The following is a 12,067-nucleotide window of genomic DNA, read 5'->3' on the forward strand; positions in this document are numbered from 1 at the left end:
ATTCGTGGTTCCACCCTTGTTTAATTGATAAAATAAAACACACTTCACCAATTTCTCAAGTCTAGATAACGGTTTTTGCCGGCAAGCAATTACTAGATGTTTATTCACTGCTGCAGTTCAGAGGTGGTAATCCATTTCTTCGTATTAGGAAGCTCACAGCCAAAGGCTTCCCTCTCTGAGAATCGTAAAAAATTGATCGTGTCCTCATCATCACTTCTTGATGTCGAATTTTGTAGTTATTGTTCATTATATTGAATTTTTAGAAATAATCAATATATTTTTTTATATAACATACAAAAAATATTTCCTCTTATATTATAACAGAACCTCATATATTTCTCTAATTTCCGATAAAAAAGGACAGATTTCTTCAAGAGAGAAATCTATCCTTAAGATAAGATTTTTAGTGTTTCTTTCGGTTGCCCACACGAAAGAGACTTCTATCAATCGTTTGTATTTTTTCTATATTTCAATTCGCTATTCGCCTTTTTCCATTAAAAATTTACTATCCTTACTTGGAAAATCAACACCTAACTCCGTCAATTGTGCTTTTGCTTTGTCCATAATCACCTTCGCTTTTTCTTTCGTTGCATCATCAAGATTAACGAATATTTCCTCGTGTTTCTCTTTTTCAAGAAGGTTCACTCCTAGTTCTGATAATTTCTCTTTTACTTGTTCGTGAGTTAATGTACCAGATTTTTTCTGCTCCATGATCGCTTTTGCTTTTTCTTTTGTAGCATCATCAAGATTCGCAAACATTTCTCCTCGCTTCCCTTTTTCAGGAAGAGTTACACCTAATTCCTTCAATTTCTCTTCTACTTGCTTATGTGTTAATGTACCGGATTTCTTCTGATCCATAATTGCTTTTACTTTTTCTTTTGTAGCGTCATCCAAGTTTGCTAGCATCTCACCACGCTTCCCTTTTTCAGGAAGGTTCACACCTAGTTCTGACAATTTCTCTTTTACTTGCTCGTGAGTTAATGTACCCGATTTCTTCTGATCCATAATCGCTTTTACTTTTTCTTTTGTAGCATCATCTAAGTTAGCGAACAGTTCCTTGTATTTTCCTTTCTCCGGAAGGTTCACTCCTAAATCCGATAATTGTTTTTTCATATCTTCCATAATTGTTTTTACTTTTTGTTTCGTGGCCTCATCTAAGTTCCGCTTCGTATTTTCTTTTGTAGTTTGTTCCGCCTCTGATATAGTATTTGCATCGTTAGTTGCCGCAAACGCAGGGATACTTGCTCCTCCTATGATTCCTAGTGATAAAGCTCCGGCAGCTACTAAATATCCAACTGTTTTTTTCTTCTTCATAGAAATTTTCCTCCCTCATCTTTTCAAAAACATGTACACTTTCGTATACAATGCATATAGTAAAGTTGGTTTCTTAACTTTTCCTTAACTACTTCTAAAAGAAATTCTGATTGTATATATGGTAGCAAACCTTAATTAGAGCAGCTTTCTCATGCCATGTTAAAAGGGAAATGTTACAAAACTATAAGAAAAACTATAGTGAACTGCCAAGGGTATTTCGTATAAAATGGTGAATGAAATTTTATCGGCGATTTTTCAAATATATCGAACATTTCCCACCATATATCAGCGCAAATTCGAATATATCAGCAATTCGACAAAGAATATCGATCAACCGACAAATAACAACAAAAAATAGGAGCCTCCTAGCTCCTATTTCCCGACAAACTGAAAAAGCCACTCCTAAATTAGAGTGGCTTTCTTTTATGCATTTTGTAATTGTCCTTCTTCACGTTCCATCACTTTTCGTAATACAATCATTTGCACCATTGTAAATATGTTACCTGTAACCCAGTACAACACAAGTCCTGATGGTGCGGCAAATCCCATAAATAAAATCATTGCCGGCATCATGAATTGCTGCATTTTAAGCATTGGAACTTGCTCTCCTGCCGATGCACTAGACTGCATAATTTTCATTTGAATAAACGTGGTTAGTGCTGCAAGAATCGGTAATATATGATACGGATCTGCATGTCCTAAGTTTACCCATAAAAATGAAGATGTACGAATCTCTTCAGTTCGGCTAATCGCATAATACAATGCTGAGAAAATCGGCATTTGTATCAAAAGTGGTAAGCAACCAGCTAGTGGATTCCAACCGCCTGTTTTCATTAGTTCTGACATTTCTTTTTGATATTGTTTTTGTTTTTCAATATCTTTGCTTACATCACCATGTTTTTCTTTCAGTTTCTGCAGCTCTGGCTGCATCTTTTTCATTTTCATTTGACTGCGATATTGCGAGACAGCTAATGGAATCATCGCTAAGCGAACCAAAAGCGTAATGATAATAATCGCAATCCCAAAGCTTCCGCCAGGTACATGATGAGCCACAAATTGAAGCATAAGTGAAATTGGGTAAACAAAATAGTGATCCCAAATCCCCGTACTATTTGCATCAATTGGTGCCGCATTGCTACATCCAGATAAAACAAAAACAAATAATAATGATAAACTAACGAGCACAGCTCGGTATGATTTTAACATGTTCATTCCTCCAATGTTTCGTAATTAGTTAGCGAAACATTGGTGTATACGGGCCAACCTCGTCACTCTCTCCGCTCGATTCTTGTCTACGAACCGACCGAATCATTCCATATTTATAGAAGGTGGAAAAAAGCGACGTATTTCCTATATGTTCTTCACATGTATCAACTAGTGCGAAAGCCCTTTGTCTACCGCTTGATGCTTGCTGCCGTACAAAGCGAGAAATATTAGCAAGAAAAAAGACTTCTAATAAACAAAGCGCTGTCGTTACAAAAGTTATATATAAACCCAAATCTTGCAATAAAAACTCCATCGCTTCACATCCTTAATACGTTCATTCTAGCACATTCTCCAAGCGTTCTCTATTTCCTTTTATTTTCAAAAAAAAGTTTTGCATATTCTCTCACAAAAACGATACAAAAAAACATTGTATTCGCTTTCTTTAGTATATTCACACACATAACTGAATAGGTTTGATTTGTTAGAAATTTATAAAATTTTTGCATTATAATAAAACTATTGCCAGTTTTTGAAAAAAGCATTATTCTCTTCTTGTAATCAAAAACGAATATGGAGATGAAACATACTATGGGTCAATTAGGAGACGCCGATTACGTTCCCGACACCGCCTTTTTATCCTTCCCAGCAGCTAGAACATTTCATTTAGAATTTATAATACAGTTGATTGTTATTTTTGTAGCTTCCATTTTGTATGCTATTTCTATGAATATGTTTTTTATCCCGCATAATATGATTAGCGGTGGTTTCGCTGGTGTAGGGATGATTATCGGTTATTTAATGCACTATAATATCGGTGCACTTATCTTTTTACTAAACATCCCACTACTTGTTCTAAGTCATTTTTACTTAGGAAAGAAAACAACTTTCTTAACAGCTTACTTCGTGGCAGTATCATCACTTGCCATGAACATTATCCCCGTACATCAAGTATCAGATGATATTTTACTTTCTTCGGTATTTGGTGGCGTTATCTGTGGTGCATCCTCAGGGATTATATTCCGATTTGCATCTTCGACTGGTGGATTTGATATTGTTGGATTGATTGTAGCGAAATATAAAGACATTTCGATTGGCGCTATTATTTTTGGCTTCAACTTAGTCTTGCTTGTGGTTGCTGGCTTTATTTTCGGATGGGATATTACACTGTATACGTTAATTAGCCGTTTTGTTGTCAGCAAGGTAATCGATGCTGTGCATACAAAACACATTAAATTAACGATCATGACAATTACAGAAAAAGGCGAGGAAATTAAAAGCGCACTACTGCATCACGGCATACGTGGTGTGACGATGGTAGACGCTGTCGGCGGCTATACCAACCATAAGAAAAAAATGATTTACACTGTCGTAACTCGTTACGAGTTAGGAGAAATAAAGCGCATTATTCGTCACGTCGACAATCATGCGTTTATGAATATTACAGAAACCGTTGAAATCGTTGGACGTTTCAAACGTATATAAGAAAGCGCAAGGAACTAGAATTCCTTGCGCTTTTACTTTTACACTTATTACAAAATCAGATAATTCTATTATTCTCTCGTTAAATATGCTATAATACAATAAGACTTACAAAAAAGAATGTATAGACTTGGGAGTTTCTCTTACTTTTATAAGCAAAAAGAAACGAGAAGTCGGGTATATCTCAATGCAAGTTTGCGTAATAACTAATTATTATCACATCATACAAGAAACGGTTTAAAAAAGCCGATCATCTTAGTTATTCTTCTTTAATCTTTTATAAAAAAGATACGTACAACTAACACTCACTTCTATTATACCTACCTTTTTGACTTCCAAATCATCTTATTATATAAGGAGATGAACATATGAATCAAAATATACGCTATATAGTAGCTGTACTGTTTGCTATCATCGGTGGTACGATTTGCTTCTGGACAAACATTCAGCTTGGAGAACATATCGTTTTTAATGGAATCGAATCACTTGTAAGCGCTTCAATATTAGGTGGATACATTTTCTTCCTCTTTAATCCAGAAGAAAATGCTCAAAAAACAATGCTATTAACAATGATCGGAATCGTCGGAGGATGTATTTCCTACTCCATGACAAATTATACATTACCACTTCAATTAAGCTCAGCTTTCTTCCACGGTCTTTGGACTTGGTTTATCGCATTTTGCTTAGCAGATGTATTTAATCTATTGCAAGACCCAGAAGAAGAAACTGGTCGAGGAGTCGAAAGTAATTCTTAATAGAAAAGAGGCTAGAAGATAAATCTTCTAGCCTCTTTTTTCAATATATCGACCGTTCGACAAAGCACAACACGCCCCTCAGAGCCCAAGCAACTTCTCTCCAAACTGAACGATACATACAATAATTAACACAATCGCTAACAGCTTCAGTGCTACATACGTCACTTTACAGAACACGTAAATAAGCAATAGTAGCAAAATAAGCGTCAAAATACCCATATGTACTGCCTCCACAACGTTCTCTTCTTCTTATAGGAAGTCCCTTCATTCTACTCTTCTCATTTCATTTGTGAAACCTAATAAATTTACATAAAGGAAAGAGGATATCTTACTCAGCGTAAGATATCCTCTTTCCTTTTACTAGACTACTAGTTTCTTTTGCAACTTCTCAAGCCATTCCCTCTCTAATTGCAAACAGCCTATTCCACTCTTTTCAGCATCCTTTAACTCTTTTTCTGCTTTCCTTAAATATGTATGAAAGGAGCCCATATCCTCCTGCAAATATTTCAAAATCGCCTGTGCACGATAATAACTATGTGGATCTAATTTCGTTATAGCATGAGCATGCTGCTTCATATCATGTAGAGAAACATCGTCCATATCATATAGCACCTTATATAACAGATACCAACTATGAAAACCACTGACAAAATATTTATTTTCTTTTGTAACAGGTGTTTGTAGAACTCGCTCTAAGCAAGTTATGCCTTTTTTCATTCCTTCTCTTTCACAGCGGTAATAGAACACAAGCATAAGGTCACTCATTATTTTCCTTACATCTTTGCTACTCTTTATTTTTTCTGCACTTATTTCTACTATCTTACCATCCCAATCTTTTGGCCTTTTTGAACTTAACAGCGCGCTGGATACTTGAATACTATGCAAATGCTGCCGAGCCTTCTCATCACCTTTAATTAAAATTAAAAATTGCTTGCCATCACTAAGCATGATTCCCTTCATCGGAATCGCTGTGGCCAAAGAGATTACAAAATGGAGTACAGAAAAATATAAAAGGAATTGATAATAACTCACCATGTATATGTAGCCTGATACAGCGCCGCACACAAAACTTGTTAGCGGTCCACCTAAAGTCATCCATGCCCATTTTTTTGAAAGGTTTGGTGTATATACAGAAGGAGGCAATAACATTGCAACGCCACCAAAATACATCCACCTTTTATTTTCTCTTATCCGCATTTTCCCCTCTTCTTTTTGGATCGTAATAGGTCCTGCCGTCATAAATTTAAATTGCAAACCATTTAACAAACCAAAAATAACATGCCCCAGTTCATGAATGGCAAGAACAAGCACCAGAATAACTAATACTCCCCATAGTTCCAATAAACCTTGTGTTTTTTCCGGCCTAATCCATCCATATATCACTGAACAAGCAAAAGCAATAACTATAGAAAAAACAGGCCTTTTCAAAATGTCCACCGCTTTTCTCTCCTCTATAATCTTTAACATTAATAAATCATTTTTTTATGCATTTCATACATGTATTTCCCGATATGTAGTATCCAAACAAGTGAAATAATACCAATTAGAAAGAAATCCGCTTCCCTTACAACTGTATAACCAATTGACAGAATCCATGCCCATGCAAGCACACCATTTGTAAATTGATATGCCTTGTAACCCGCTTCATGAACGATATGCTTTTGTCCCTCATCTGCATTTCTCGCCCACATTTCCATGGATTGTGAATATGTAACGGATTGTTCTGGGTATAACTTATTATATCGATTCTTCATAATAAAGCCACTCCATATAACAAGAATCAAACATACAGTAGCTATAACAAAGTTTACAATTTCAAATAACGACGGAGTTCCATCTGTAAATGATCGATAATACATAATCGCAGCACAACTCGCCCAAGACCATACAATAACTTCACTTATACGTAAATAAATGAGCATAGTCCCTAGTCTACGCCCCTGTATACTTTCTTCTTCATCACGTAACTTTGCTAATGTTCGCACATTCTTTCCAAACAAGAATAACCCCGCTGTACAAAACATAAACAGCGCAGCTATTGCGACATAAGAATCATCTTTGGTTGACCTAACATCAAAATAATGAACTAGTATGTATCCAACGATTAAACCCACTAGCATAGACAACAAGAATTTTATAATAAAAAAACATTGTATCTTTTATCCTACTCTCCATCTTCTTCCCCCTCAACTAACGTAAATATCTCTTCCACCGGTACCCCAAAAACTTGCGCAATCTTAAGCGACAAAACAATCGATGGCGCATAATCACCTCGCTCAATTAAGCTAATCGTCTGCCGCGATGAATCAATTACTTTCCCTAACTCACCTTGTGACATTCGGTGCTTCGCCCTGAATTCCCTCACTCGATTTTGAAGCTTCATATCTAACCTCTTTTTCATTTATTTAATTAAAATTGTAAATAATATCCTTACATTTGTCAATTATCATTGTCATTTTGACATTAATATATGGCAAATTCAACTATACATTCATACTAAGAAATTTTATATAATATATTTAAAATACATAATATGCGAGGTGAAATATGGAGAAAAAATCGATTTTTTCTTATCTTCTCATCAAACTTTCAGCAGCTTTTATTCTCTATCTTTCTTTTGGAATACTTTTCTTTCTAACAAATGAATTTGATTTATATGAGCTCTCAGACTTTATATGTAACGCCCTATATAACCCTTGGACTTATGCGCTTTTCTTCTATGCAATCTTATGCTCGCTCTTAATTGATAAGCTAAGTTCAAAACAAACAAGCATGATAAAAAAGAGCTTGCTCTACATCATGTGCGGTTATCTCTACTTTCTCCCTTTTCAATTATTTTACGATGAACACATTATTTTCTTTTTCATTGCCGGTTCTATCGGAGCAATCTGTGCGATTTACTTTTACTTATGCACTCTTATCGGAGAGAAATTTAAATGGTTTCGCTATATAGCTTCTATCATTATTCCCGCTTTATTTATTACAATTGCTTCAATTGATTTTACAAAGAAAGAACACTGGGTAGAACACACTACAAAAAATGAATTTGAAGCAACTTTTTCATATTTGAACGGCGAACATAAAATTCCTATTCACGCTCAAAAAGGAGAGGCACTTGAAATCAATATTCAATTTCTTATCGAGGAAAATAGGAACTATGGTCACGGCCTTCGTTTTTCTAGCGAATTTAGCAGAAGCGAACCTGTTTCAGAAATAAACGAAAATACTTACTTACTTTCAGTAACTAAAACGGGAACATATTATATTGTAGTGGCTGGCCACAACCTGAAAGGGAAAATAAAAGCAAGCTGGAAAGTACATTGAACTCCCTTCACCTTCACTTCGTTTAGAAGAGGTTGTCTTCTCGGTTAAAACGATAAAAAAGAGCAGTGCTTATAAGCACTGCTCTTTCCAATTTTCGACATAGAATGGATTCCATATTAATTTGCGCTTTGTACAAATACGCGTTTTAATTGCTTGCGGAAACGAACCCCTAACGTAATAGCTACAATGACAATCACTCCGAAAATAATTTTCCCGATGTGCTGTCCAAGTACTCCAAATATATCATGTAAGTTTCCACCTAACCAATAACCGCCGATTAAGAAGAAAGATACCCAGAATAGAGCGCCAGAGTAGATCGTAATCGCAAAGCGGCGGAACGGTAAATTAATAATCCCTGCAAAGTATCCAGTAAAGTGACGTACGCCTGGAATAAAGAAGCCGATGAAAATAAGAAAATATCCATATTTATCGAACCACATTCTCGTTAAATCAATTTTTCTTTGTGTTAAAAACACATACTTCCCATATTTCTGCACAAAAGGCATACCAAGTTTATTCCCTAAAAGGTACTGAATTGTCATTCCAACGCTTGTACCAATAAATGACAAAATAATTAAAAGTGGTAATTGTAAATCTCCTTTATGCGCCAAAAAACCTGCATATGCTAATGTCGGCTCTCCAGGAAACGGAAGCGCAATATATTCTAACAGCAATCCTACAAGTACAACATAATAGCCGTATTGCTGAAATAATTCATGAATCCATTCCATGTCGATCTCTCCTTTTCTGTCTTATCTACAGCATTTACCACGCACAAACTGTTACTATTATTGTATAAAAAAAATGTCGAAATAACTATCACAATAACTTACATTTAGATTACATTTTTGTAAGGAAAGTACTAAAATAATCCATATTCATGCAAATTCTCCTAATATCTATTATATATTTGCAAATTTTTTCATTTCTCCTTTATTATATACGAAAAAATTGCGTTTTTCTCTTATTTTCGCATAGTTAACTTTAAAAAAGTTCATTTATCTTTATTTTTAATTGAAAATCTAAAAGAGATTGCTATAAACTAGAGTTATAATAATTATCCAATGTTTTATACCCAAACTCACACAAGATTGTGAGTGGCGGAATTTTGTAGAGTTTCCACTCTGTTTCGTTCGCCCGTTGTCCTGAACTGGACAGCGGGCGTTTTTTATTTATAAAGGAGGATTTTTTGTGGAGAAATTTAAGTTTTCATTATTAGTTTTATTTGGTGCCTGCAGCTATGGCGTACTTTCGACAATTTTCAAGCTGGGCTTTATGAATGGGTTTTCTGCGCATGAGCTATTAGGTGGACAATATGTATTTGGCTGGGTCGGACTTTTATTACTCGTTCTTTTCTTTTCACGTCATAAAATCTCGAAAAAACAAGCATTTTCCTTATTGGCTGTCGGAACAACAATGAGTATGACTGGAATTTTCTACGCTATTTCTGTAGAAGAATTACCAGCATCTATTGCCGTTGTCTTACTCTTTCAATTTACATGGATTGGGGTAGTCATTGAAGCAATCGCGAACAAAACATTACCAAGTCGCGAAAAGGTGATCTCGATTATCATTTTATTTGCCGGAACATTACTTGCAGGTGGTGTGTTCGAAGGTCTTGGCCAAAACTTCTCTACAAAAGGCATTATTTTTGGACTATTAGCCGCTGTTTCTTTTTCCTTTTATATTTTTGCAAGCGGACGCGTTGCTACAAATGTACCACCGTATACGAAAAGCTTTCTGATGACAACAAGCGCTACACTTATCGTTTGCTTAATTTTCCCGCCAACCTTCTTAACAGACGGTGCCTTGCAAGCTGGATTATGGAAATATGCATTCGTCCTTGGACTCTTCGGTGTTGTTGTACCGGTCATTTGTTTCTCCATTGGCGTACCAAAAGTAGGAATAGGACTTGGAACGATTTTAGGAGCAGCTGAATTACCAACAGCAATCATCGCTTCCATTACACTTGTTCATGAAGTCGTATCGCTATTACAATGGCTTGGTATCCTTTGTATATTAATCGGTATTTTCACACCGCAATTTCTTATTGTACGAAAAGAGAAGAAACGTAATATAGAACAAAGCGCCTAAAAAAAGAGCACATCATGTGCTCTTTTTTACTTTAATGCTCCGTACAGCTTTTCTACTTCCCTTTCAATTTGTTTCACATCGATTCTTTCAAACAATGGCTGTACATGACCAATCTGCTTTGGCAACACATTCTTACATTCCCAGCTCACACTCGAAATAGATAATATGTTCCGCACCCTTTCACTAGAAAAAGGTAAAAATGGCTCAAGTAACTGCGCAAAGTTCACAATCAAGTATACACAGGTGTAAATCGTCTCTTCACAAGCAGCAGGGTTTTCCTCTCTTTGTTTCCAAGGTTGCTCTTCATCAAAATATTTATTGGCAAAGCGTACCGTTTCAAAGATTGTTTCTAACGCTACTTTAAAATGAGCTTGCTCAATTGCACGTCCTACACTGCGATATAATCCCTCCACTCTTTCTTGCAATTCTAAATTCACATGACCTTTTGGCACAGCACCATCATAATATTTCTCAATGAACTTTAGTGTACGATTTACAAAATTCCCATATGCCCCTAAAAGCTCACTATTATGGCTATAAATAAATTCGCGCCAAGAAAAATCAGTATCACGATTTTCTGGTGCATTAATTGTTAAGAAATAACGAATCGAATCTGGATTATATCGCTCTAATATATCCGGCACCCATACCGCCCAGTTTTTACTTGTCGATAATTTTCGTTTCTCAACAGTCAAATATTCATTTGAAACGATATGACGCGGGATCGCCTTTTCTCCTATCCCAAGTAATACAGCTGGCCAAATAATAGAATGGAACGGGATGTTGTCCTTCCCGTGCACATAGTATGTCTTCGCACTACTACTCCAGAACTCCCCATCATCTTTCCCTGTTTCTTTAGCCCATCGTTTACTTGCTGAATAATAACCTGACACTGCTTCAATCCACACATAGATTTTCTTATCCTCATATCCCTTAACTGGAATTGGTACTCCAATTGGTAAATCACGTGATACAGCTCGGTCCTGTAATCCTTCTTGTAAGTAACGCTCTGTTAGTTGAACCGCATTATCACGCCATGCTCCTTTTTGTTTCGCAACCGCTACTGCATCTTTCATCTGCTCCTGAAATTTATGCAACGCAAAGTAGAAATGCTCTGTTTCCTTAACTGCTGGTGTACTTCCGCATAACTTACATTTCTTTTCTAATAAATCAAGCGGATCTAAAATGGCTGAGCACGCATCACATTGATCCCCGCGTGCTGGTTCCTGACAATGTGGACAAATTCCTTCTACATATCGATCCGGCAAAAATTGTGTACATGTTTCGCAATATGCTTGTTCAACTGTCTTTTTATAAATGAATCCTTCTCCTAATAAGCGTAAGAAAATCTTCTGTACCGTTTCATGATGGTGCTGTGTATCTGTACGTGTATAACAATCATACGTAAACCCAAGATGCTGAAAACATCGCTGGAATTCTTCATGATAATGGTCTGCAATTTCTTTTGCGCTAACTCCCTCTTGTTTGGCCCGAATCGCAATTGGTGTTCCATTACAATCACTACCTGATACATAAAGGACCTGTTCACCTTTCGCTCTATAATAACGCGCTAAAATGTCCCCTGGTAATAAACTCGCAACATGACCAAGATGTAACGATCCATTCGCATACGGCCAAGCGCCTCCAATAAAAATACTCATCATCTATTCCTCCTTTTAAATATAAAAAAGCCCCGCCCCTATCTTCAGAAAAGATAAGGGCGGGGCTTTATAAACAGTCGCGGTACCACCTTATTTCGCCAGCTATTCACATAACCGACCTCATCAAGTACGGAGCATTACTTACACTCTTATACTGTGGTTTTGATAACGAGAACCAACTCTCGTCGCCGCCTACTATTATCATTTGATAAGTTCAGGACGCAGCTCAAAGGC

The 12,067-nt window shown here is 36.2% G+C and carries 13 protein-coding genes and 2 other annotated features (2 of these 15 only partly in view); of the genes, 4 read left to right on the forward strand and 9 right to left on the reverse strand.

What is annotated here, in order from left to right; translation table 11 throughout:
• Positions 1-220, reverse strand: a binding site (T-box leader); it reaches 18 nt to the left of the window's first position.
• Positions 221-477: 257 nt separating this feature from the next.
• From AC1M36_RS16145 to AC1M36_RS16155, 3 genes are all read right to left on the reverse strand, one after another.
• Entirely contained in the window at positions 478-1,314 is an 837-nt protein-coding gene (locus AC1M36_RS16145) for a hypothetical protein (protein WP_336453395.1), read from the reverse strand.
• Positions 1,315-1,737: 423 nt separating this feature from the next.
• Positions 1,738-2,520 carry a membrane protein insertase YidC gene (locus tag AC1M36_RS16150; RefSeq protein WP_336453394.1) on the reverse strand — a complete coding sequence of 261 codons (783 nt, stop codon included), beginning with the start codon at positions 2,518-2,520 and terminating at the stop codon, positions 1,738-1,740.
• 28 nt (positions 2,521-2,548) lie between these two features.
• On the reverse strand, positions 2,549-2,833 hold the full coding sequence (locus tag AC1M36_RS16155) for a hypothetical protein (RefSeq protein ID WP_336453393.1): 285 nt from the start codon (positions 2,831-2,833) through the stop codon (positions 2,549-2,551).
• Positions 2,834-3,108: 275 nt separating this feature from the next.
• Here AC1M36_RS16155 and AC1M36_RS16160 point away from each other — a divergent pair, with 275 nt between their 5' ends.
• Positions 3,109-4,002 (forward strand): YitT family protein, encoded by an 894-nt coding sequence (locus AC1M36_RS16160; protein ID WP_336453392.1) that lies wholly within the window; start codon positions 3,109-3,111, stop codon positions 4,000-4,002.
• A 365-nt stretch (positions 4,003-4,367) separates the two neighbouring features.
• Positions 4,368-4,754 carry a DUF3938 domain-containing protein gene (locus tag AC1M36_RS16165; RefSeq protein WP_336453391.1) on the forward strand — a complete coding sequence of 129 codons (387 nt, stop codon included), beginning with the start codon at positions 4,368-4,370 and terminating at the stop codon, positions 4,752-4,754.
• Between the two features lie 78 nt (positions 4,755-4,832).
• Here AC1M36_RS16165 and AC1M36_RS16170 read toward each other — a convergent pair whose 3' ends face one another.
• From AC1M36_RS16170 to AC1M36_RS16185, 4 genes are all read right to left on the reverse strand, one after another.
• Complete coding sequence (locus AC1M36_RS16170; RefSeq protein WP_336453390.1) at positions 4,833-4,973, reverse strand: DUF3985 family protein; 141 nt, start codon at positions 4,971-4,973, stop codon at positions 4,833-4,835.
• A gap of 141 nt (positions 4,974-5,114) precedes the next feature.
• Positions 5,115-6,191, reverse strand: a complete 1,077-nt coding sequence (locus tag AC1M36_RS16175) for a site-2 protease family protein (protein ID WP_479846040.1) — start codon at positions 6,189-6,191, stop codon at positions 5,115-5,117.
• A 29-nt stretch (positions 6,192-6,220) separates the two neighbouring features.
• Complete coding sequence (locus AC1M36_RS16180; RefSeq protein ID WP_479846041.1) at positions 6,221-6,754, reverse strand: DUF3169 family protein; 534 nt, start codon at positions 6,752-6,754, stop codon at positions 6,221-6,223.
• A gap of 164 nt (positions 6,755-6,918) precedes the next feature.
• Positions 6,919-7,137 carry a helix-turn-helix transcriptional regulator gene (locus AC1M36_RS16185; protein WP_336453388.1) on the reverse strand — a complete coding sequence of 73 codons (219 nt, stop codon included), beginning with the start codon at positions 7,135-7,137 and terminating at the stop codon, positions 6,919-6,921.
• Positions 7,138-7,301: 164 nt separating this feature from the next.
• Here AC1M36_RS16185 and AC1M36_RS16190 point away from each other — a divergent pair, with 164 nt between their 5' ends.
• Positions 7,302-8,078: a hypothetical protein gene (locus tag AC1M36_RS16190; protein ID WP_336453387.1), complete on the forward strand. Its 777-nt coding sequence runs from the start codon at positions 7,302-7,304 to the stop codon at positions 8,076-8,078.
• 116 nt (positions 8,079-8,194) lie between these two features.
• On the opposite strand, the gene AC1M36_RS16195 is transcribed toward AC1M36_RS16190, so the two are convergent.
• Positions 8,195-8,809 carry a DedA family protein gene (locus AC1M36_RS16195; protein WP_336453386.1) on the reverse strand — a complete coding sequence of 205 codons (615 nt, stop codon included), beginning with the start codon at positions 8,807-8,809 and terminating at the stop codon, positions 8,195-8,197.
• 460 nt (positions 8,810-9,269) lie between these two features.
• Here AC1M36_RS16195 and AC1M36_RS16200 point away from each other — a divergent pair, with 460 nt between their 5' ends.
• The gene (locus AC1M36_RS16200) at positions 9,270-10,172 is read left to right on the forward strand and encodes an EamA family transporter (protein ID WP_479846042.1); all 903 of its coding nucleotides are present in this window, start codon (positions 9,270-9,272) and stop codon (positions 10,170-10,172) included.
• A gap of 26 nt (positions 10,173-10,198) precedes the next feature.
• On the opposite strand, the gene metG is transcribed toward AC1M36_RS16200, so the two are convergent.
• Positions 10,199-11,833 carry a methionine--tRNA ligase gene (gene metG, locus AC1M36_RS16205; protein ID WP_336453384.1) on the reverse strand — a complete coding sequence of 545 codons (1,635 nt, stop codon included), beginning with the start codon at positions 11,831-11,833 and terminating at the stop codon, positions 10,199-10,201.
• A gap of 52 nt (positions 11,834-11,885) precedes the next feature.
• Positions 11,886-12,067, reverse strand: a binding site (T-box leader) (it continues 93 nt past the right edge of the window).

This window comes from Bacillus sp. Medicinal_06 (genome assembly GCF_056711665.1).